The 22,531-nt window shown below is 68.0% G+C and carries 20 protein-coding genes; 17 read left to right on the top strand and 3 right to left on the bottom strand.

The window, feature by feature from the left end:
* Positions 1–17: 17 nt before the first annotated feature.
* From asnB to EV646_RS05290, 3 genes are read right to left on the bottom strand one after another with little or no spacing between them, the layout of a single operon-like run.
* Positions 18–1,937 carry an asparagine synthase (glutamine-hydrolyzing) gene (gene asnB / locus EV646_RS05300; protein WP_132144388.1) on the bottom strand — a complete coding sequence of 640 codons (1,920 nt, stop codon included), beginning with the start codon at positions 1,935–1,937 and terminating at the stop codon, positions 18–20.
* Position 1,938: 1 nt separating this feature from the next.
* Positions 1,939–3,168 carry a glycosyltransferase family 4 protein gene (locus tag EV646_RS05295; RefSeq protein WP_206752034.1) on the bottom strand — a complete coding sequence of 410 codons (1,230 nt, stop codon included), beginning with the start codon at positions 3,166–3,168 and terminating at the stop codon, positions 1,939–1,941.
* Complete coding sequence (locus EV646_RS05290; protein ID WP_132144386.1) at positions 3,165–4,487, bottom strand: UDP-glucose dehydrogenase family protein; 1,323 nt, start codon at positions 4,485–4,487, stop codon at positions 3,165–3,167. The genes EV646_RS05295 and EV646_RS05290 overlap by 4 nt, the downstream gene beginning before the upstream one ends.
* A 432-nt stretch (positions 4,488–4,919) precedes the next feature.
* Between EV646_RS05290 and EV646_RS05285 the strand changes: the two genes are divergently transcribed.
* From EV646_RS05285 to EV646_RS05205, 17 genes are all read left to right on the top strand, one after another.
* Entirely contained in the window at positions 4,920–5,996 is a 1,077-nt protein-coding gene (locus tag EV646_RS05285) for an NAD-dependent epimerase/dehydratase family protein (protein WP_132144384.1), read from the top strand.
* The gene (locus EV646_RS05280) at positions 5,996–7,228 is read left to right on the top strand and encodes a class I SAM-dependent methyltransferase (protein ID WP_199236787.1); all 1,233 of its coding nucleotides are present in this window, start codon (positions 5,996–5,998) and stop codon (positions 7,226–7,228) included. Before EV646_RS05285 ends, EV646_RS05280 begins: the two co-directional genes overlap by 1 nt.
* 25 nt (positions 7,229–7,253) lie before the next feature.
* Entirely contained in the window at positions 7,254–8,117 is an 864-nt protein-coding gene (locus EV646_RS05275) for a glycosyltransferase family protein (protein WP_199236786.1), read from the top strand.
* Positions 8,117–8,767, top strand: coding sequence for a PIG-L deacetylase family protein (locus EV646_RS05270; RefSeq protein WP_132144382.1), 651 nt, complete (start codon positions 8,117–8,119; stop codon positions 8,765–8,767). Before EV646_RS05275 ends, EV646_RS05270 begins: the two co-directional genes overlap by 1 nt.
* 17 nt (positions 8,768–8,784) lie before the next feature.
* On the top strand, positions 8,785–9,906 hold the full coding sequence (locus EV646_RS05265; RefSeq protein ID WP_158290899.1) for a methyltransferase C-terminal domain-containing protein: 1,122 nt from the start codon (positions 8,785–8,787) through the stop codon (positions 9,904–9,906).
* A 2-nt stretch (positions 9,907–9,908) separates the two neighbouring features.
* The gene (locus EV646_RS05260; RefSeq protein ID WP_132144378.1) at positions 9,909–10,469 is read left to right on the top strand and encodes a dTDP-4-dehydrorhamnose 3,5-epimerase family protein; all 561 of its coding nucleotides are present in this window, start codon (positions 9,909–9,911) and stop codon (positions 10,467–10,469) included.
* The gene (locus EV646_RS05255) at positions 10,466–11,782 is read left to right on the top strand and encodes a glutamate-1-semialdehyde 2,1-aminomutase (protein ID WP_132144376.1); all 1,317 of its coding nucleotides are present in this window, start codon (positions 10,466–10,468) and stop codon (positions 11,780–11,782) included. The genes EV646_RS05260 and EV646_RS05255 overlap by 4 nt, the downstream gene beginning before the upstream one ends.
* A gap of 13 nt (positions 11,783–11,795) precedes the next feature.
* Entirely contained in the window at positions 11,796–12,536 is a 741-nt protein-coding gene (locus EV646_RS05250) for a class I SAM-dependent methyltransferase (RefSeq protein ID WP_199236785.1), read from the top strand.
* An 83-nt stretch (positions 12,537–12,619) separates the two neighbouring features.
* Entirely contained in the window at positions 12,620–13,279 is a 660-nt protein-coding gene (locus EV646_RS05245) for a phosphatase PAP2 family protein (RefSeq protein WP_132144374.1), read from the top strand.
* Complete coding sequence (locus tag EV646_RS05240) at positions 13,276–14,247, top strand: glycosyltransferase family 2 protein (protein WP_132144372.1); 972 nt, start codon at positions 13,276–13,278, stop codon at positions 14,245–14,247. Before EV646_RS05245 ends, EV646_RS05240 begins: the two co-directional genes overlap by 4 nt.
* Before the next feature lies 1 nt (position 14,248).
* The gene (locus tag EV646_RS05235) at positions 14,249–15,514 is read left to right on the top strand and encodes a polysaccharide pyruvyl transferase family protein (protein ID WP_132144370.1); all 1,266 of its coding nucleotides are present in this window, start codon (positions 14,249–14,251) and stop codon (positions 15,512–15,514) included.
* Positions 15,511–16,830, top strand: coding sequence for an MATE family efflux transporter (locus EV646_RS05230; RefSeq protein ID WP_132144368.1), 1,320 nt, complete (start codon positions 15,511–15,513; stop codon positions 16,828–16,830). The genes EV646_RS05235 and EV646_RS05230 overlap by 4 nt, the downstream gene beginning before the upstream one ends.
* Positions 16,831–16,903: 73 nt before the next feature.
* Positions 16,904–18,058: a glycosyltransferase family 4 protein gene (locus EV646_RS05225; protein WP_132144366.1), complete on the top strand. Its 1,155-nt coding sequence runs from the start codon at positions 16,904–16,906 to the stop codon at positions 18,056–18,058.
* A gap of 289 nt (positions 18,059–18,347) precedes the next feature.
* Positions 18,348–19,838, top strand: a complete 1,491-nt coding sequence (locus EV646_RS05220) for a sugar transferase (RefSeq protein ID WP_132144364.1) — start codon at positions 18,348–18,350, stop codon at positions 19,836–19,838.
* Positions 19,838–20,767, top strand: coding sequence for a GDP-L-fucose synthase family protein (locus EV646_RS05215; RefSeq protein ID WP_132144362.1), 930 nt, complete (start codon positions 19,838–19,840; stop codon positions 20,765–20,767). Before EV646_RS05220 ends, EV646_RS05215 begins: the two co-directional genes overlap by 1 nt.
* On the top strand, positions 20,764–21,747 hold the full coding sequence (gmd, locus tag EV646_RS05210; protein ID WP_132144360.1) for a GDP-mannose 4,6-dehydratase: 984 nt from the start codon (positions 20,764–20,766) through the stop codon (positions 21,745–21,747). The genes EV646_RS05215 and gmd overlap by 4 nt, the downstream gene beginning before the upstream one ends.
* A 3-nt stretch (positions 21,748–21,750) precedes the next feature.
* On the top strand, positions 21,751–22,527 hold the full coding sequence (locus EV646_RS05205; RefSeq protein WP_132144358.1) for a WecB/TagA/CpsF family glycosyltransferase: 777 nt from the start codon (positions 21,751–21,753) through the stop codon (positions 22,525–22,527).
* Positions 22,528–22,531 lie beyond the last annotated feature (4 nt).

The following is a 22,531-nucleotide window of genomic DNA, read 5'->3' as shown; positions in this document are numbered from 1 at the left end:
CAGAGAGAGAAGAGTCTTCACAAAGAAGTGGTCGTCACGCCCAAGGACCGCATGTGCCGGGTCCAGGTCTCCAGCGTCAGCAACTGCCAGATCTGCTTCGAGTAGTCCTCGCGCCCGGCCCGCTCGTCGTCGACCAGCCGCTGCACCGACTCCTGCCGCAGGAAGCCGCTGCCGACCAGCTCGCCCCGCAGCAGTACGTCGTCCACGAGTTCGCGCAGGTCGTTCCGGACCCACGCCCGCAGCGGCGCGCTGAACGACGCCTTCGGCCGGTAGATGATCTCCTTCGGCAGCCAGGCCTCGGCCGCCTGCTTGAGCGCGAGCTTCCCCTGCCGCCGGTGGATCTTCTCGCTGCCGGGGATCGAGAAGGCTGCCCGCGCCACGATCGGGTCCACGAACGGTGTCCGGACCTCGGTCGACGCGGCCATGCTGGACCGGTCGGTGTAGGCGAGGTTCAGCCCGGGCAGGAACATCCGCGCGTCCGCCAGGCACATCCGGTTGACGTGATCGTCGAGCGTGGTGTCGTGGTAGATGTCGCTGTGCTCGGCGATCAGCTTCCCGACGTACGGCTCCAGGTCCGGGCTCAGCAGGCCGGCCAACTGGTCGCCGTCGTACATCGTGTAGCTGCGCCGGAACGCGGTCTCCTCGGGCAGGTTCGCAAAGGTCTCGAACCGCTTCGCCCAGCGCGCGTAGCGCAGTCCGCGCCCCGCGACGGTGACCGGCAGCCGTCGTACGGCGGGACCGACCAGACCGTTCCGCAAGGCGCCAGGAAGCCTTTGGTACTGCGCTCCCATCACACACGCGAGGTGTTTGCGGTAACCACCGAACAGCTCGTCGGCGCCCATGCCGGACAGCAGCACCTTGACCCCGGCGTCGCGGGCCGTGTCGCACATCAGCAGGGTGTTGATCGCGGCCGGGTCGCCGATCGGCTCGTCCAGGATGTCGACGATCCGCGGCAGCAGTTCGACCACGTCCGGCGCGATCTCGATCTCGTGCAGGTCGATGCCGAACTGCTGCGCCACCTTGCGCGCGTAGATCGCGTCGTCCGGCATCGCCTCGAGCTTCTGGTCCTGCGCCCGGAAGGTGATCGTGTACGAGTCGATGCCAGGATCGAGCCGCTTGGCGAGCACGGTGACCAGGCTGGAGTCGAGACCGCCGCTGAGGAAGGTCGACACCGGTACGTCGGCGACCAGGTGGGCGGCGACCGATTCCTCGATCACCGCGCGCAGGTCGGCCCGCGGCCCGGCGGCGGCTTCGGTCGCGACGTCGGTGACACGCCAGTACGTCTCGTGCCGGCTGCTGCCATCCGGACGGAACTCTGCCCACGAACCTGGCGGCAGCTTCTCCACGCCTTCGATCGCGCAGCGCTGTTCGGGCAGCCAGTAGTAGAGCATCGACGCGATCAGCGCGCCGGGATCGGTGCGCAGCTCCGGGCCGACCGCGGCGACGAGCGCCTTCAGCTCGGATGCGAAGATCACGCCGCCCTGCCGGCGGAGGAAGTACAGCGGCTTGATGCCGAGCGGATCACGGGCCAGGAACATGCTGCCGCTGTCCTCGTCCAGCATCGCGAACGCGAACATGCCGCGGAACCGCGTCAGCGCGGCCGGACCCCAGCGACGCCATGCTTCCAGCACCACCTCGGTGTCAGAGCTGGTCCGGAAGGTGACGCCCGACCGGGAGAGCTCGGCGCGCAGTTCCTTGTAGTTGTAGAGCTCGCCGTTGTAGCAGATCGTCAGACCGCGCTTGGTGAACGGCTGGTCCGCACCTGCCGACAGGTCGATGATCGACAGCCGGCGGTGGGCCAGGTAGGCCCGAACCTCGCCGTCCTCGAACCGGTGGACATGGTCGGCGTCCGGACCGCGGTGTGCGATCCGGTCGCTCATCGTCTCGGCGAGGGCGAGACCGTCACGCTGCTGGTAGCAGCCGGCGATTCCGCACATGTCAGGACCCCGTGGCCCGGGTGATGTGGCTGACTTCGCTGACGTGACCGGTCAATCCGTCGTACACCCCGAGGTAGGCCTTCTGCTGGTGTTTCCAGGCGAGCACCTGCTCGACCCGTTCGCGCCCCAGCCGTGCCATCCGGCGGCGCTTGACCTCGTCGTCGAGCAGGTCGACGATCGCCTGCCCGTACAGCGCCACGTCGTTGGGCTCCACGTACACGGCGGCATCCTCGGCCGACACCTTGGTCTCGATCAGGTCGAAGGCGACGACCGGGAGCTCGAAGGCCATGTACTCCATCGTCTTGTTCATCGTGGAGACGTCGTTGAGCGGATTCTTCGGATCCGGCGACAGCCCGAGATCGGCGGTCGACATCACTGCCCGGACCGTCTCGTCGGGCACCCGGCCGGTGAACTCGACGTGGTCGCCGAGACCCAGCTCGTCCCGCAGCGCGACCACCTCGTCGAAGGAGTCACCGCCACCCATCAGCGTGAACGCGATGTCGGTGCGGCCGAGATTGTTGACAATGTGATCCGCCGCGCGGACCACGATGTCGACCCCGTCCTGCGGTCCCATCACGCCGATGTAGGTGACCAGATAGCGGTGCCCGCGGCGGAGCGACTCGTCCGCTCCGCCGCGGCGCAACCGTTCCGGGTCGGGCCCGGTGCGAACCACGGTCACATCGTGGTTCGCCTTCCCACTGCGGGTGATCGCGATCCGCCGGTAGGAATCGTTCGTCGAGATGACGTGATCGGCCTTGCGATGCGTCATCCGCTCCAGGAACCGCAGTCCCTTGTACGGCAGGCTCGTCGTACCGCCGAACCGGGACTGGAACAGCTCCGGGCACAGGTCGTGGTGGTCGAACACGAACCTGGTCCGGTCGAGCCGGCGCAGCAGCATCGCGATCGGCCAGAAGATGTCCGGCGGGTTGCAGGCCTGCAGGACGTCGAACGTGCCGGCCTTGCGGGCCCGCAGCACCAGCCGCAGCGTCATCAGGAACGAGTACGCGTACTCCGCGATGAAGCTGATCTTGCTGCCGCCAGGCGCATAGGCCTTGTACTGATGCACCGTCACTCCGTCGATGACCTGGTACGACGGATCGCCCGGGCCCTTCGGGCACACGACGGTCACGTCGTACCCGGACGCCACCAGGGCCTGGCACTCCAGCCAGACCCGGCGGTCGAACGGCACCCAGAGATTCTGGATGATGATCAGAACGCGCGGAGCGCTCACCAGCCGACTCCTTCGTATCCGGGCAGCGCCTCGACGTTCGCACCCAGCCGGCCGCTGAGGTCGATGGTGCGGGCCGGCGGGTTGCCGAGCAGGGCACCGATCGCGGCGGTGTCGGTGGCCGAGACCAGCGCCACGTCGGCACCACGAAGCGCCTCGGCCGGGTCGTCGGTCAGCACCCGCTGCAGGTGCGGCAGCTTGGACTTGACGTGCCGCAGGTTCGCGCCGACCAGGCGGCTCGGGTTCACGATCGCGTCGTAGATGCGCAGGTGGTAGCCCTTGCCGATCAGCCGCTCGGCCAGCTCGACACTCGGGCTCTCGCGCAGGTCGTCGGTCGCGTGCTTGAAGCTCAGGCCCAGCAGGGCGACCTCGCGACCCGGCCCGGCCACCACCCGGTCGACCACGTCGCGGACGGTCAGCTCGTTGGTCGCGAGCGTGCCGGCCAGGAGCGGCAGGTCGGTGTTGTTGACCCGGGCGAGGTGGAGCACCGAGCGCAGGTCCTTCGGCAGGCACGAGCCGCCGAATGCGAAGCCCGGCCGCAGGTAGTACGGCGAAATGTTGAGGCTGGTGTCCTGGACGAACAGCCGCATGACCTCACGGGAGTCGACCCCGTAGTAGCGAAAGATCCGCCCCATCTCGTTCGCGAACGACACTTTCGTGGCGTGGAACGCGTTGCAGGCGTACTTGAGCGCTTCCGCCGTACGGACGTCGACCACCTGGACCTCGGTACCCAGGAACCCGAAGAGATCGGTCAGAGCGGTACCGACCTTCGCGTTCCGCGTGCCGACCACGACGAACGGCGGGTCGTAGAAGTCGGCCAGGCCGGACCCCTCCCGCAGGAACTCCGGGCACATCGCCGTACCGAAGGTGAAACCGTCCGTGGCCGGTACCTCGGCCAGGACGTGCTCGACGACGCCGTCGACGGTCCCCGGTGGGACCGTGCTGCGGACCACGATGCTGTGGAAGCCCGAGTCCGGCGGTACAACGACGCCCGCCGCCTCCGCGATGTCGCGGACGGCCCGGCGGATGTAGGTGAGATCGGTACTGCCACTGGCGGTCGACGGTGTCCCCACACAGATCAGGGAGACGTCCGCGCGGTCCAGAGCGAGTCGCGGATCGGTGGTCGCGTGCAACTTGCCGGCGGCGACACCGGCGGCGACCAGTTCGTCCAGGCCGGGTTCGACCACCGGGCTGTGTCCCTGAGTGATCGGATCGACCTTCGCTGTGTCGACATCGACCCCCCAGACGTCGTGGCCGTTGGCGGCGAGGCACGCGGCCGTCACCGACCCCACGTAGCCCAAGCCGAATACGGCAACCTTCATAACGCCCCCCACAGGCTCATGACGCAGGGATGTCCCGCGTGCGGCAGCGTTCATGAGAGCAGCGACATCGGCCCGCTGATACACGCGCCGCGAAAATCCGGAAAGTATCCCGGCTCACGGAACGTGTTGGACACCCCAGACACCGGAGTGCTCATGGAAGCCCTCTACGACCCGCCCTCGGGTGACCGGATCCGGGTGCTGCCGTGGAGCTCGTGCGCCGGCATCTGGTGCAGTTCGACAGGATGTATCCAGCAATCGAGCCGGATTCGCGGTGTGCTCAGGCGCGCGGTCGCCGGTAGTGGGCGTATACGCCCTGTCGATCTGCACCTTTCACTTCATCGGGAGAGCTGTATCCGTTCTGCATGTATCAGGGCGCCGGCTCGGTGATCTGTTGTAGCGAAACGACAGAGCCGAGGGTTGGGGAGTGGGCGGATGAGGGTTCTGGTCACCGGGGATCGCGGGTACATCGGGGCGGTCATGGTGCCGTTCCTGCGCGATGCGGGGCATCAGGTCGACGGGCTGGACACCGGGCTGTACGAGGGGTGTGACCTGCTTGGTGGGCCGGATCCGATCGGGAGCCGGCGGCCGCGGGACATGCGCGACGTCGGGCCGGCGGAGCTGGAGGGGTACGACGCCGTCGTCTGCCTGGCCGCGCTGTCGAACGACCCACTCGGCCACCTGAACAAGGACGCGACGTACTCGGTCAATCTCGACGGCACGCTCCGGGTCGCCCAGGCGGCCAAGGACGCCGGTGTCGAGCGGTTCCTGTTCGCCTCCTCCTGCAGCCTGTACGGCGCCGCCGGCTCCGAAGCGGTCGGTGAAGACGCCGACATGTTCCCGGTCACGCCGTACGGCGAGACCAAGGCGCTGGCGGAGAAGGAGCTGTCCAAGCTCGCCGACGACAATTTCAGCCCGACCTACCTGCGTAACGCCACCGCGTACGGTGCTTCCACCCGGCTCCGGCTGGACATCGTGGTCAACAATCTGACCGCGATCGCGATGACGACCGGCCAGGTCCGGCTGGAGAGCGACGGCACCCCGTGGCGGCCGCTGGTGCACATCGAGGACATCAGCCGGACGTTCCTGAAGGTGCTCGAGTCGCCACGTGAGGTGATCCACGACGAGGCGTTCAACGTCGGCCGGTCCGAGGACGTGGTCCAGGTCCGCGACATCGCCGAGATGGTCAAGGACGCCGTACCCGGCTCGACCCTGTCGATCGCCGACGGCGCCGGCCCGGATCTGCGCAACTACAAGGTCGACTTCAGCAAGCTCAACGAGACCTTCCCCGACCTGACCCTGGAGTGGACGGTGCGGAAGGGCGTCGACGAGCTCGCCGCCGCGTACGAGCGGCACGGCCTGACGCTGGACGACTTCAACTCCGCGCAGTTCGTCCGGCTGCGCCGGATCGAGCAGCTGCTCGCGGCGGGCCTGGTCGACGACCAGCTGCGCCGCCAGACCGAAGACCAGTTCCCGGGTCCCGGGGACGCACTTTTCGAGGAGAAGCACTGATGGGGGAATCCGTCGCCTGCCGCCTGTGTGGCGAGACGCTGACGCGGACGTTCGTCGACCTGGGCATGTCGCCGCCGTGCGAGAGCTACCTGCGGGCCGACCAGCTCGACAGCGGTGAGACCTTCTACCCGCTGAACGTCCGGATCTGCGACAACTGCCTGCTGGTCCAGCTGCCGGCGTACGTCGCGGCCGACGACGTGTTCAGCGACTACCTGTACTTCTCGTCGTACTCGACCAGCTGGGTGGAGCACGCCCGCCGGTTCGTGGTCGACATGCAGGAGCGCCTCGACCTCGGCGCCGGGAGTCTCATCGTCGAGGCGGCCAGCAACGACGGCTACCTGCTGCAGCACGCCGTTGCCCTCGGCATCCCGGTGCTAGGCATCGAGCCGGCCGGCAACATCGCCGAGATCGCCAACGAGAAGGGCATCCGGACCGAGAGCTACTTCCTCGGCGAGGAGACCGGCAAGGACGCGGCGTCGCGGCACGGCCAGGCGGACCTTGTCGTCGGCAACAACGTGTTCGCGCACGTGCCCGACATCGTCGACTTCGCCAAGGGCCTGCGCGCGCTGGTCAAGGACGACGGCCTGGTGTCGCTGGAGTTCCCGCACCTGCTCCGGCTGATCGAGCGGCGTCAGTACGACACGATCTACCACGAGCACTACCAGTACCTGACGCTCAAGACCGCCGCGCTCGCGCTGCAGAAGGCGGGCCTGAAGGTGGTCGACGTCCAGGAACTGGCCAGCCACGGTGGCTCCCTGCGGGTGTTCTCGACCCCGGTCGAGACCGCGGGGGAGCCGTCGGAGCTCGTCGTCAAGGTCCTGCAGGACGAGCAGGACGCCGGCCTGCACACGGTCGAGGGCCACCTCGGCTTCGCCGGCGAGGTCTTCACGATCAAGTCCGAGCTGCTCGAGTTCTTGATCCAGGCGCAGCGCGAGGGCAAGTCGGTCGCCGGGTACGGCGCACCGGGCAAGGGCAACACGCTGTTGAACCACTGCGGCATCCGCGAGGACCTGCTGCCGTTCACGGTCGACCGCAGCCCGCACAAGCACGGGATGTTCCTGCCCGGCACGCACATCCCGATCCACGCGCCGGAGCACCTCGCCGAGGTGCGCCCGGACTACATCGTGATCCTGCCGTGGAACCTGCGCGAGGAGATCGTGCACCAGCTCGGCTACGCACGGGAGTGGGGCGCGAAGTTCGTCGTACCCATCCCGCGCCTCGAAGTGATCTGAAGGTTTTGGGGGGAAGGGAAGTCAGATGAAGGTCGTGATCTTCTGTGGGGGGTTCGGGCTGCGGATGCGCAGCGGCGTGGACTCCGCACCGAAACCGATGATGACGATCGGCGACCGGCCGGTCCTGTGGCACGTGATGCGGTACTACGCGCACTTCGGCCACACCGAGTTCATCCTGTGCCTCGGATACGGTGGATCCGCGGTCAAGGAGTACTTCCTGCGGTACGACGAGACCGTCTCGAACGACTTCGTGATGACCAAGGGCGGGCAGCGGATCGAGCTGCTCGACTCCGACATCAGCGAGTGGAAGATCACCTTCGTCGACACCGGGATCGACACCTCGATCGGTGAGCGGCTCCGGCGGGTCCGGCCGTACCTGGAGGACGACGACGCGTTCCTGGCCAACTACGGCGACGTACTGACCGATGCGCCGATGGACAAGATCGTCGACCACGTGATGACCAGTGACATCACCGCCAGCCTGCTCGCGGTGCCGCCGCAGGCGTCCTTCCACGTGGTCGAGTTCGGCACCGACGCCCGGGTCAGCGGGTTGCGGTCGGCCGCCGACCTGAACGTGTGGATCAACGGCGGCTACTTCGTGATCAAGAAGGAGATCTTCGACGTCCTGCACGAGGACGAGGATCTGGTCGGCGACGCGTTCCCGCGGCTGGCCGCGATGCGCAGGCTCGAGGCGATCCCGCACCACGGGTTCTGGGCGCCGATGGACACCCTCAAGGAGCGCAGCCAGCTCGAGGAGCTGTACCGGTCCGGCAAGAAGCCGTGGGCCCTGTGGAGCCACGAGGCCCGTGAGCAGGTGGGCCAGGTGTTCGACAAGGCGTTGCCGTCCGACGATGTGGGCGACGACAGCCCCATGGTGGTGGCGATCTGATGCTGCCGTTCCAGCTCGGTCTGCAGAACCGTCCGGTGCATTTGGTTGCCCTGGGCGCGCATCCGGACGACATCGAGATCGGTTGCGGCGGCACGCTGCTGAAGCTGGCCGAGTCGGTGCCGGAGCTGACTGCCGAGTTCGTCATCGCGACCGGGTCGCCGGAGCGGCTCGAGGAGGCCCGGCGCGGCGCCGAGCTGTTCCTGCCCGGGTGCGCGGTGACGATCACGTCCGCCGAGCTCCCGGACGGCCGGCTGCCGTCGTTCTGGAACGAGACCAAAGAGTTGCTCGAGGCAACGGCGCGGGGGAGCCGGACGCCTGACCTGGTGCTGGCACCGAGCCGCACCGACGCGCACCAGGACCACCGTCTGATCGCCAAGCTGGCGCCGACCGTGTGGCGGAACCACCTGGTGCTGCACTACGAGATCCCCAAGTGGGACGGCGACATCAGCCGGCCGTGGCTGTACGTCGGCCTGACCGAGGCGCAGCTGCGGGACAAGATCACCCGGCTGCACAAGGCGTACCCGTCCCAGGTCCCGCACGACTGGTTCGACGAAGAGGTCTTCGCCGGGCTGGCCCGGTTGCGCGGGATGGAGTGCCGGGCGCCGTACGCCGAGGCGTTCACCACGGCCAAAGCGACGTTGACATGGTGAGCCTCGAGGGGGATGCAGTGAGTTTCAAGTGTCGTGGGTGCGCGGGGGAGAACGTCGTACCCGTGGTGGATATCGGTGCGCAGCCCTGTGCCGACTACTTCCCGCCGGCTGACACCCCGGGTCCCGACCCGCGCTGGCCGCTGGAGTTGTGGCTGTGCCGCGACTGCACGCTGGTCCAGCTCGGCCCGGTCGAGGCGCAGTTGCCCGAGGAGCCGCTGGCGGTCGAGTCCGCGACGAGCATCGCGCACGCGGAGACCTCCGTGAAGGAGATCCTGCGCGACTACCCGGAGCTGAACGGCAGTGTGGCCTTCGAGTTCGCCAGCCACCACGGTGGTTCCTGGCTCGAGCACTTGTACGCGGCCGGGTCCCGGCTGGCCGGTGACGGCGAGAAGGCCGACCTGGTGATCGACGTACACGGCATCGTGCACGAGGCCCAGTACGGTGAGATGCTGAAGCTGCGGGCGGAACGGCTCGCCCCTGGCGGCCTGCTGGTGATGGAGTTCCACCACCTGCTGCCGTTGTTCATCGGCAACCAGTTCGACACCATCCGGCACGGCCACTGGGCCTACGTCTCGCTGCGGGCGCTGCAGAACGTCGCCGCGCTGCACGGCCTGACCGTCGAGTCGGTGAAGCAGGTCCAGATGTTCGGCGGCAGCCTGATGGTGATGCTGCGGCACACCGCTGACGCCCGGCCGGACGCCTCGGTCGACGTCGTACTCGAGGACGAGGACGCCGCGGGGATCGCCGACGAGGTCCAGCTGGCCAGCCTGCAAGAGGCTGCCTGGCATGCGGCCGGCGCGCTGCACGACGAGCTCACCCGTCACAAGGTCGCCGGCCGGAAGGTGCTCGGGTACGGCGCTCCGTCGAAGGCGCCGGTGCTCCTGGACCTCAGCAAGGTCGGTACGGACCTGCTCCCGTTCACGGTGGACATGGCGCCCGGCAAGCACGGTCGCCGCATCCCTGGTGCCTGCATGGTCCCGATCCGCCCGATCGAGGAACTCCGGGCCGCGAAGCCGGACGTCGTACTGGTGCTGACCTGGGACATCGCCGACGAGGTGATCTCGCAACTCGAGGCCGGTGGCGGCTGGGGTGCGACGTACCTCGTCCCGCTGCCCGAGCCGCACGAGCTGGGAGGCTGACCATGGAGGTCATCCAGGTACCACGGATCGCCGGGGCGCTGCTCTTCCGGCCGTCGCCGCACGTCGACGAGCGCGGCTTCTTCAGCCGCACCTTCGACCGTGACATCGTGGCGCGCGCGGGGTTGGATCCGGACGCGTTCGTCCAGGACAGCATCTCCCGCTCCCGGCAGGGCGTCGTCCGCGGCATGCATGTCCGGTCCGGTGCGGGCGAGGCGAAGCTGGTGCGATGCTCGTACGGCGCGGTGTTCGACGTCGTCGTCGACCTCCGGCCGGACTCACCGACGTACCGGAACCGTGAGTATTTCGACCTCACCGGCGACAACCAGGTGACGGTCTACGTACCGGCCGGCTGTGCGCACGGCTTCCAGGCGCTGACCGATCCGGCCGACGTGTCGTACCGGATCGACCGCGCGCACGACCCGTCCGAGGACGTCTCGATCCGGTTCGACGACCCCGATCTCGGCATCCCGTGGCCGCTGCCGGTCAGTCTGATGTCCGACCGGGACAAGGCCGCACCATCCCTTTCTCAGGCACTCGCCCTGACCGCTGCGAGGCTCTCATGACCAAATCGTTCGCCAACTCCGTCGATGCCAACAAGCGGCTGCACCACGTCGTCCCGGGCGGCGCGCACACCTACGCCAAAGGCGAGGACCAGTACCCGGCCGAGATGGCGCCGGTCATCTCGCACGGCCTCGGTGCGCACGTCTGGGATGTCGACGGCAACGAGTACATCGAGTACGGTTCGGGCCTCCGAGCGGTCAGCCTCGGCCACGCCCATCCCAAGGTCATCGAGGCCGTACGGCGTGAGCTCGACCGCGGCAGCAACTTCGTCCGCCCGAGCATCGTCGAGCTCGAGGCCGCCGAGCGGTTCCTGGAGTCGGTGCCGACCGCGGAGATGGTGAAGTTCGCCAAGAACGGCTCGGACGCGACCACCGCCGCCGTGAAACTGGCCCGCGCCGTCACCGGCCGCCCGCTGGTGGCGATCTGCTCCGACCACGCGTTCTTCTCCATCGACGACTGGTTCATCGCCCGTACGCCGATGGATGCCGGCATCCCGGCCGAGATCGGCGACCTGACGGTCGGCTTCCCGTACGGCGACCTGGCCGCGACGGAGGAGATGCTCTGCCGCTACAACGGCGAGGTGGCCTGCCTGATCCTCGAGGCCGCGACGCAGTACGACCCACCGGAGGGCTACCTCGAAGGCCTCCGCGACCTGGCGCACCGGTACGGCGCGCTGCTGATCTTCGACGAGATGATCACCGGCTTCCGCTTGTCCGCATCCGGCGCCCAGGGCCTGTACGGCGTGACGCCGGACCTCTCGACCTTCGGCAAGGCACTCGGCAACGGCTTCGCCGTCTCGGCGCTGGCCGGTCGTCGCGACCTGATGGAGCGCGGCGGACTCCGGGACAGCCGCGAGCGAGTGTTCCTGCTCTCCACCACGCATGGTGCCGAGACCCACGCTCTCGCCGCGGCGATCGCGGTGATGGACATCTACGAGGAAGAAGGCATCACGGACCGGCTGCATCAGCTGGGCGAGCGGCTCGCCGCCGGCGTCCGCGACGTCGCTGCCGCTGCCGGTGTCGAGGACCACGTCGTCGTCCGCGGCAGGCCCAGCAACATGGTCTTCGCGACCCTGGACGAGAACTTCGCGCCGTCCCAGCCGTACCGCACGCTCTTCCTCCGCGAGCTGATCCTCGGCGGGGTCATCGGCCCGTCGTTCGTGGTGAGTAGCGCGCTCACTGATGCAGACATCGACCGAACCGTCGAGGTCGTGGCACAGGCCTGCACGATGTACCGCAAGGCCCTCGACGCCTCGGACGTGAATGAGTTCATCGGCGGACGTCCCGTCAAGCCGGTCTTCCGCCGGTTCATTTAGGAAGGAAATCACGATGAGCACACCGATATCATCGATCTTCCGCCGTCCGTGGCGCCTGCGGAGTGTGCTCGGGCGTTTGCGCGGCCCGATGGCTCGGCTGGGACAGCTCCACCGCCTGCGCTGGCGGGTGACGTCACGGGCGGCCGTGTTCACGCAGGTCTACGAGTCTGGCGCATGGGGCAGTGCGGAGTCGGGATCCGGTACCGGATCGGACCTGCGCGCCACCGCCGACGTGCGCGAAACGCTGCCTGAGCTTCTGCGGCGTCTCGGGGCAGACTCGTTGCTCGATGCGCCGTGCGGCGACTGGAACTGGATGCGGCACGTGGAGCTCCCGGTGCGGGAGTACTACGGCGTGGACATCGTGCCGAGTGTGATCTCTGAGAATCAGAGGCAATTCGGCGACGCTCACCGGAACTTCGACGTCGCTGACCTCACTCGCGACACGTTGCCGCGGGCCGACGTGATCTTGTGCCGGGACTGCCTTGTGCACGTCTCGTTCGAGGACGCCGCCCTGATCCTGGAGAACTTCCGTGCCAGCGGCGCTACCTGGCTGCTGCTCAGTAGCTATCCAGAGGTCGACCGCAACCGGAACCAGTTCACCGGCGGGCACTGGCGGCGATTGAACTTCAGGCTCCCACCTTTCAACTTTCCCGAGCCGGTCGAGTCGTTGCCGGACGGCGGCGACGTCGACCCCAGCCGGCTCACTCTGTGGAAGCTCCAGGATCTCCCCGCTGTGCAGAGGAACGCAGTGTGAGCGGATGGCAGTGCGCGGCACAGCGTGTTCGCACCGGTGGTCACGTCCGACGGGTCTCCAGCGGATTCCTCTGAGAGGTGGCAATGGCAACCGAGAGGTTCACGAAGGCGCACCTGCTGGCGGTGGCCAGCACGGTGGCTTTTCTGGCGCTGGCCGCCATCGTCGCGACCGGTCTGACTCAGGGCCTGGACGACCGGCTGCGTCAAGTCTTCCGGCCCAACGATGTATGGGGCAACCCGTGGCAGGTGATCTTGGGCCCAGTGACCGACGGGCTCGCTCCACCGTTCGCGCTCGGTCTGCTCGCGGTGGCCGGGATCATCGCTGCGATCCGTAGGAAGAGCCGGCGTCCGGTCGTGTACGTCGCGGTGCTCGCGGTGGTCGCCGTACTGATCACCCAGGTCAGCAAGGCGATCCTGCAGCGGCCGGATCCGCACGGCCACGTCGGCATGCTCAGCGGGTCCTATCCGTCCGGCCACATGGTCATCCTGCTCGTCGTGCTTGGCGGCGCGGCACTCGTGCTGTGGGAGAAACCGCCGCGGTGGGTGTGGTGGCTGATCGTGGTGGCCGAGCTGACGATGGGGCTGTCACTCCTGGTGTTGACCATGCATTGGTTCACCGACGTGGTCGGCGGCGGCCTGCTCGCCGTACCGGTCGTCGTATTCGCGAATTCTCCGCGATTCCTCGGTCCGGTGCACCGGACCGCCCGTCCTACCGCAGTCGACCCAGTGGGGAGTCCGACATGACCAGTGACCCTTCAGGCAAGCCCAGGCTCAGCATCGGTCTGCCGGTATACAACGGCGAGGACTACCTGGCCCAGTCCCTCGATGCCGTCCTCGGTCAGACCTACCAGGATTTCGAGTTGGTCATCTCCAGCAACGCTTCGACGGATGCCACCGACGATATCTGCCGCGACTACCAGGCCCGCGACTCGCGGATCCGGTTCTTCCGGCAGCCGCGGAACATCGGCGCCGCCCCGAACCACGACTTCGTGTTCCGGCAGAGCCGCGGAGAGCTCTTCAAGTGGGTCTCGGCAGACGACCTGTACGCCCGCGACCTGGTCAGCCGGTGCATCGCCCTGCTGGACGAGCATCCGGAAGCGGTGCTGGCACACTGCTGGACCGCTGCGATCGACGATGACGGCACCGTTATCCAGGCGATGGAGTACCCGCTCAGGACGGACTCGTCGCACGCGCCCGAGCGGCTCCGGAGCATGCTCCTCGACGGGGACCTGCCCGGCGCGCTGCGCGCCGACGACTTCTACGGCGTCATCCGGTCGGAGGCGCTGCGCAACGTCGAGCCGCACGGCAGCTTTTACCACGCGGACTACACGTTCACCGCCCAGTTGGCGTTGCTCGGTCCGTTCCTGCAGGTCCCCGAGTGGCTCTACTTCCGTCGGCACCACCCCCGGCGGCTCTCGCTCGCGAGCATCAACACTGCGTGCGCGAACCTCGACCCCAAGCGTGCCGACCGGCGCCGGAATCCGGCCGCGCGGCTGGTGGCCGAGTACGTCTGGAGCTGGTTCGCGGCGGTTCGGCGTGCACCGCTCACCCCCGTGGAGCGCCGCGAGTGCTACCGCCACATCGCCAGCTGGATCGCGAGCCGGGCCTCCCGGCGACTGCCGGGACGGTCCGGTCCGGCGGCGCCGGCGAGCTTCGGCGAGGTCGCCGTTCTTTCAGTGCGGGCCATGGTGGCCGGGCAGGAGGGGAGCTGACGTGGCCCGATTCCTTTCCCGCCCCAGCGGACCGGTCAGGACCGACGACCAGGTTCGGGTCGGGTTGTTCGGGCGCTTCGGCTCGGGCAACGTCGGCAACGACGCAAGCCTGGAGGCCATTCTTCAATATCTGAAGGCGGAACGACCCGACGCCGTCCTCGACGGGCTGTTTTCTGAACCTGAGCGCGTGGCCGCGCGGTTCGGCCTGCCGGCAACCCGGCTGAGCTGGCTGCGCACATCGAAGCGCTCGAGGTCACGGCTGCTGCACGCCGGGCTGACAATGGCGCGGATCGGCCTCGGTGCGCTGGTCGACGCCGGTCGGACCGCCGCCTGGGTGCGCCGGCACGACGTCGTGATCGTGCCCGGGATGGGACTCCTCGAGTCGGACCTCCCGCAGCGGCCGTGGGAATTTCCGTACTCGCTGCTACTGCTGTCCGCGGCCGGGAAGCTCTTCGGTACGAAGGTCGCCTTGGTCAGTGTCGGCGCCACCGTCGTCCGGCAGCGGCTGACCGGCCGAATGCTCGCGACGGCCGCCCGTCTTGCGTACTACCGGTCGTTCCGGGACGAACAATCACTCGACGCCGCTCGCCGGATGGGCATGGCACATGAAGGTGACCAGGTCTATCCGGACCTCGTGTTCGCACTTCCCACTCCGCCCGTCGGACCGGGTCCGACCGGGGTCGTAGGGGTGGGCGTGATGGCGTACCGCGGCACACCGACCGACAGGCACCGGGCCGACCGGATTCTCGCCGAGTACACCGAGAAGATGACGCAGTTCGTCCGCTCGTTGACCGGTGCGGGCCACAAGGTCCGGCTGCTCATCGGCGACGCCAACGATGAACCCGTCGCGCTGGAGATTCTCGCCGATGCGCGGTCGCGCCGGTCGGGTCCAGGCGAGCTGCCGGTGGTGTTCGAGCCGTTCTCGACGGTCGACGAGCTGATGGCGCAACTCGGTACGGTCGATTCAGTCGTCGGCACCCGGTTCCACACCGTGCTGGTGGCGCTGATGCTCGGCAAACCCACGGTCGCGATCGGGTACGGGCGCAAGCACGTCGAGCTGATGAACCAGATGGGAGTCGGCGACTGGGTCCAGAACATCCGCGATCTGGACGTCGAACTGCTGGAGCGCCAGGTTGCCGCGTTGGCGACGGAACGGGATCGGATCATCCGCACGTTGACCGAGCGGGAGGCGGCGAACAGGGCTTGGCTGGGCGAACAATTTGCCGAGCTGACCGCTGTACTGTTCGAACCCTCGAGGGTCCCGTGACCGGGTTGCACGCCCGTGCGCGCAAGCGTCAGACCGCCGGGAGGCTTGGCTGGGGCATCGCCGACCAGGCTGTGTCGAGTCTGGGCAACTTCTTGCTCGGCGTGTTCGTCGCGCGGTTGCTGGGGGCGACCGGGCTGGGTGCGCTCGGGGTGGCACTCCTGGCCTACTCCATCGTGCTCAACTGCTCGCGTGCACTGTCGACCGATGCGCTGATGGTTCGGTACAGCGCAGCGGAAGAGGACAGCCGGCGCCGTGCGGTGGCAGCGTCGAGTGGTGTCGCCGTCCTGATCGGAGTGGCAGGTGGAGCCATCTGCGTGCTGGTCGGGTTCGTGCTGAAGGCGCAGCCGGCCGGATCCGAGGCCGGCTCCGCCTTCGTTGCCCTCGGCATTGTTCTTCCCGGTCTGACGCTTCAGGACAGCTGGCGATCAGCTTTCTTCGCGGCCGGCAAGGGGGCCAAGACTTTTGTGAACGACAGTGTCTGGACGGTGCTGATGATCGCCGTCCTGTTCGCCGGGCAGTACCTCGACTTCGGCATCACCCGGGCACTGCTCACCTTTGGCGGTACGGCAGCGATCGCGGGGCTTTTTGGGATCTGGCAGGCCGGGGTGGTGCCGCGACCCGCGGGTGCCATCGGTTGGTTGCGCCTGCACAGTGACCTCGGGCCGCGATTCCTGGTCGAGAACGTCGTACTCGGTGCCGGTGGTCAGATCCGGACCCTGATCGTCGCGGCGACCGGGGGACTGGCCGCTGCCGGTGCAATCCGTGGTGCGGAGATGTTGATCGGACCAGTGGCCGCATTGCTGATGGGAATCGGGCAGGTCGCCGTACCGGAAGCGGCCCGCGCGCTGGAACGTGGTGGACGGGCGCTATGGCGGCTGTGCGCCGGACTGAGCGGCGGTCTGTCCGCGATGGCGCTCGCCTGGGGCGTGGTGATCCTGGTGTTCCTCCCACTCGGCATTGGCGACCTCGTCCTCGGCAGCGTCTGGCCAGACGCGCAGGTGCTCGTGCTTGGCGTGATCGTGAGCGCCGCGGCTGGCTGCCTGCATGTCGGTCCGTCCGCGGGCCTGCGCGCCCTCGGCCGAGCCGACAAGACCATGCGGTGCCAGCTGACCGTGACTCTGCTGTTTGTGTTCCTGGGTGGCTTGGGGGCGCTCGCCTGGGCTGCCCGCGGCGCCGTCTGGGGCACGGCTGCCGCGTCGATCCTCGGCGCCGGGATCTGGTGGAGGCAGCTGGTGATGGCGCAACGGGAACGCCGGGCGGCGACCGAGGCGATCAGCGACTCCACCGAGATCGACAGCACCGGAGCACCGGCATGAGCACGACGCGGTTGAGCTGGTGGACCCAGGTGCAGAGGGCTCAGCACAAGCACTTCGCTGTGGAGGTAGGGGCATGACCGAGATCGTCATCGCGACATTGATGAAGCCACACGGGACGTCGGGGCTGCAGAGCCATGTGCGCACCGTCGACGAGTACCTGCGGTCGGCTTCCGAGCCGGTCAGCATCGTGAGCCCGTTCTCCGCCCGGTCGCCGTTCGTCCGGCCGATGTTCGCGGCCCGCGTCGGCATCCGCCGGTTCAACCGGCCCGCCGGAGTGTGGTGGCACCAGCACTGGCACGCTCACTACCTCGAGAGTGCGTTGCACAGGCACCTGAAGAGCCGTCCGGACGCGGTGATCTACACGCAGTGCCCGATTTCTGCCGGCGTCGCGTTGCGGGTCCGCACCACTCAGCCGGTGGTGATGGTGGCGCACCTCAATGTGTCGCAGGCCGACGAATGGGCCGGGAAGGGTGAGATCCCCGGGGACGGCGGCCTGTACCGCTCGATCCGCTCCTTCGAGGAGATCGTTCTTCCCAAGCTCGACGGCATCGTCTATGTCTCCGAGTTCGCGCGGTCCGCGCTGGAGGACCGGATCCCGGCGATCAAGCACGTGCCGACCGCCGTGGTCCCGAACCCTGTGACCGCACCAGCGGCCGAACCGACCGGCGGCACCGCCGATCTGATCACGGTGGGGGCGCTGGAACCGCGCAAGAACCAGGGCTACCTGCTCGAGGTCCTGAGCATCGCCGCGCGCCGTGGGCACAGGTACTCGCTGTCCGTCATCGGGAGCGGGCCGGACCGGCGCCTGCTGCAGGCCCGGGTCCGTGACCTCGGACTGGTCGAGCAGGTCCGGTTCCTGGGCTATCAGGCCGACCCGCTCTCATTGATGGCGGGGCACCGCCTCTACTGCCATACCTCGATGATGGAGAACCTCCCGATCGCGCTGCTCGAGGCGATGGCCGCCGGACTGCCGGTCCTCGCTGGAGCGGTCGGAGGAGTGCCCGAGATCGTGCGTCCCGGAGTGGACGGACAGTTCTGGCCGTTGGACGACCCGGACGCGGCGGCCGGCGTCTTGATCGAACTCATGGAGGACGTCACCCAGCTTGCGGCGATGGCAGCCGCAGCAAGAGTCCGGGCCAGGACCGAGTTCTCCTCCCAGGTGGTCGGCCGGCGGCTGCTCAACTTCCTCCAGGAGACCGTGATCCGCACCGAGAAGTCACCCGTCTGAAAGAGGTGACTGGACGGCTGCCGGGCAACCCGGTGGCCGTTCTCTCGCAACATCTCGGCAACCATTCCAGTTGCCGGCCGTGACGCCCCCTTGCCCGTAGTAATCTGCGGTTTCTTGTCGCCAACAAGCGAGTGAACTCTGGGGATGTGGGGCCCGGCGGTGAATTCGCCGTTCCCACCGCGTGACGCAGGCGTGGCGATCCCCGTTTGACAGTGAAGACAGGCAGACTGCACACTGCGGCGGGCACGTTCCGTGCTCACGTGGTCGCAGCGCGAGACGAGGGGCTGGTGTGAGCGGAGCAGAGGCGCCGGATACGGTCGACGGCCGCCGGCCGCTCTGGGTGGTGCCGCATGAGGTGCCTGCGATCGTCCCGCGTTCGTCGCGGTCGACCGAGCCGCGCTGGGTCGGGGTCTATCGCTGGGCCGCCGTCGGCGGCGATCTGCTGGCCGCCATGCTCGGAGTCTCCATCGCCCTGCTGACCCGGTTCGGCTACAACGTCGGCAGCGGCTACCTGATTGTCAGCAGTGTGCTCCCGCTGGCCTGGATCTGCGCGGTCTCGCTGTCGAGGGGTTACGACTCGAGGTACTTCGGCTCCGGTCCGGACGAGTTCCGGTCGCTGCTGAGGTCCGGTGTCGGCCTCACCGCCGCGGTCGCGATGGCGTCGTACGTGACCAAGACCGAGATCGCGCGCGGCTTCGTCGTACTGGCGATCCCGGTGATGGTCGGATCGGCGCTCGTACTGCGGTATGCGCTGCGGAAGGACCTGCACCGGCATCGGGTCCGCGGCCGCTGCATGCATCGGGTTCTCGTGGTCGGGCATCGAGGCCCGGCCGCGACGCTGTGTGAGCACCTGGAGAGCCGGCCGACGGACGGATACCGGGTCGTGGCCACCTGCCGGCCGCGCGGGGACGACCGGTCGAATGGGCCAATTCAGCCCGAAGAGCTGGATCAGCCGGACATTCTGGCCGCGGCCGATCGGCACGCCGTCGAGGTCGTTGCGATCGCCACCGACCCCGAGCTGGCCGGGCAGTCGCTGCGGCGGCTGTCCTGGGCGCTGGAGCAGCGCGGTATCGAGCTGATCGTGTCGCCCGGCATCATCGAGGTCGCCGGACCGCGGATCTCCGTCCGCCCGGTCGCCGGCCTGTCCCTGCTGCACTTGGAGCGGCCCTCCGTCAGCGGCGGCCCGCACCTGATCAAGGCCGTCTTCGACCGTGTCCTCGCGCTCGGCATGATCGTCCTGCTCGCCCCGCTGCTGATCGGTCTCGCGGTGGCAGTGGCAGTGTCGAGCCCCGGGCCCGTGCTGTTCCGCCAGCGCCGGGTCGGCCGGGGCGGTGTCGAGTTCACCATGCTGAAGTTCCGCAGCATGTACGCCGATGCCGAGCAGCGACTCGGTGATCTGTACGCGCTGAGCGACGGCAACGGCGTCATCTTCAAGATGCGCGACGACCCGCGGATGACGCCGCTCGGCCGCTGGATCCGGCGCTTCTCCCTCGACGAGCTGCCGCAGCTGTTCAACGTGCTGCGCGGCGATATGTCCCTGGTCGGCCCGCGGCCGCCGCTGTCCGAAGAGGTCGCCCTGTACGCCGCCGACGACTCCCGGCGAATGCTGGTCAAGCCAGGCATCACCGGGCTGTGGCAGGTGAGCGGCCGCAGCGACCTGTCCTGGGACGAGTCCGTCCGGCTGGATCTTCGGTACGTCGACAACTGGTCGATGACGCTGGATCTGCTGATCCTCTGGAAGACCGCGCGTGCGGTGTTCTACGGTGCTGGAGCCTACTGATGGACCTGAAAGCACCGGTCTACGTCGCGGGCCACCGCGGGCTGGTCGGCTCGGCCATCTGGAGACGGTTGGAGGCGGTCGGCTTCACTCAGCTGATCGGGGCCTCGTCGGCCGAGCTGGACTTGCGCGACCGGTCAGCGACTTTCGCGTTCCTCGCCGAGCATCGCCCGGCCGTGGTGATCGACGCGGCCGCGCGGGTCGGCGGCATCCTCGCCAACCGGGATCACCCGACCGAGTTCCTCAGCGACAACCTGCGCATCCAGGTGAACCTGATGGATGCCGCGCTGGAGGTCCGGACGCCGCGGCTGCTGTTCCTCGGGTCGTCGTGCATCTACCCGAAGTACGCCGAGCAGCCGATCCGCGAGTCGAGCCTGCTGACCGGCGAGCTGGAGCCGACCAACGACGCGTACGCGATCGCGAAGATCGCCGGGATCATGCAGGTCCAGGCGGTACGGCGTCAGTACGGGCTGCGCTGGATCTCGGCGATGCCGACCAACTTGTACGGGCCTAACGACAACTTCGACCTGACTTCGTCGCATGTCTTGCCCGCGCTGATCCGGCGGTTCCACGACGCAAAGGTCTCCGGGGCCGATGAGGTGGTGTTGTGGGGGAGCGGTACGCCGCGGCGTGAGTTCCTGCATGTGGACGACCTGGCCGACGCGTGTCTGCATCTGCTCGAGCACTACGACGAGCCGGAGCCGATCAACATCGGGGTCGGTGAGGACGTGACGATCCGCGAGCTGGCCGAGCTGGTCGCGCGCGTCGTCGGGTATGAAGGTGCCATCAGCAACGATTTGTCCAGGCCGGACGGCACCCCGCGCAAGCTGCTCGACGTGAGCCGGCTGACCGCGCTGGGGTGGAAGCCGTCCGTTTCCCTCGAAGACGGTGTCGCCGCCACGTACGCCTGGTATTTGGAGCAGGCCACATGAAGAAGGCGTTCGTCACCGGAATCACCGGCCAGGACGGTTCGTACCTGGCCGAACTCCTGCTGGCCAAAGGCTACGAGGTGCACGGCCTCATCCGCCGGGCCAGCACGTTCAACACGAAGCGGATCGACCATCTGTACGAGGATCCGCACGAGCCGGACAAGCGGTTGTTCCTGCACTACGGCGACCTGACCGACGGATCCCGACTGGTCACGCTGCTGGCGTCGATCCAGCCGGCCGAGGTCTATCACCTGGCCGCGCAAAGCCATGTGCGGGTGTCCTTCGATGAGCCGGAGTACACCGGCGACACCACCGGGATGGGTACGACGCGGTTGCTCGAGGCAATCAGGATGATCGGGCTGGACTGCAGGTTCTACCAGGCCAGCTCTTCGGAGATGTACGGCGCGACGCCACCGCCGCAGAACGAGGAGACCCCGTTCTACCCGCGATCGCCGTACGGTGCGGCGAAGCTCTACGGCTACTGGATGACCCGGAACTATCGCGAGGCGTACGACATGTTCGCGGTGAACGGGATCCTGTTCAACCACGAGAGCCCGCGCCGCGGCGAGACGTTCGTGACGCGGAAGATCACCCGCGCGGTCGCCGCGATCAAGCTCGGCCTGCAGGACCGGCTGTACCTGGGGAACCTGGACGCCTGCCGCGACTGGGGTTACGCGCCGGAGTACGTCGAGGGCATGTGGCGGATGCTGCAGCATGACACCCCGGCGGATTACGTGATCGCGACCGGGACGTCGTACTCGGTCAAGGACTTCGTCTCGCTGGCGTTCGACCATGCCGGGATGGATTGGGAGAAGTACGTCGATCACGACGCGCGGTACGAGCGGCCGACTGAGGTCGACTCGCTCATCGGCGACGCGTCCAAAGCCAACACCGAGCTCGGCTGGAAAGCCCAGGTCCACGTGCCCGAGCTGGTCCGGATCATGGTCGACGCGGACCTGGCCGCGCTGACCGGCGAGGACTGACGGATGACCAACATGCAGCTGGCCACCAGCACCTCTGACCGGGTCGACGTACTGGGCATCCACGTCAGCGTGACCAATCTGGACGACACGGTCGAGACGTTCGCGCGCTGGATCGACCGCGGCGAGCGGCGTCTGGTCTGTGTGACCGACATGAACGCGCTGCTGCACGCCCGGGCGGACGAGCGGCTGACCGAGGTCTACAACACGTCCGGGCTGACCGTGCCGGACGGGATGCCGTTGGTGTGGGCTGGTCACAAGGCCGGGTTCGACCGGATGGCGCGGGTCGCCGGTCCGGATCTGCTCGAGCGGGTGATGGCCGAGGCCGCCGACCGCGGCTGGACGCAGTACTTCTACGGCGGCGCCGAGGGGGTCGCCGAGGAGCTGCGCGACACCTTCCAGGACCGCCATCCCGCGTTGAAGGTCGTCGGCGCGCACTGCCCGCCGTACCGGCCGATGACCGAGGCCGAGGACGCCGCGGTGGTGGCCGACATGAACTCCTCCAAGGCGGACATCATCTGGGTCGGCCTCGGTGCGCCGAAGCAGGAGCGCTGGATGGACGAGCACCGGGACCGGCTGGACGCCGCGATCCTGATCGGTGTCGGCGCCGCATTCGACTTCCACACCGGCCGGCTGGAGCGGGCACCGCTGTGGATGCAGCGCGCCGGCCTCGAGTGGAGCTACCGCCTCTACAAGGAGCCCCGCCGCCTCTGGCGCCGCTACCTGCTCGGTATCCCGCGCTTCGTTATCGGCATCCTCCGCAATCCACCTAGGCCAATCTAGAGTG

The sequence above is a fragment of the Kribbella antiqua genome (genome assembly GCF_004345665.1).
GTDB lineage: Bacteria > Actinomycetota > Actinomycetes > Propionibacteriales > Kribbellaceae > Kribbella > Kribbella antiqua.
Note: the sequence above shows the minus strand (reverse complement) of the source record. Positions and strands in the feature narration are given on the sequence as shown.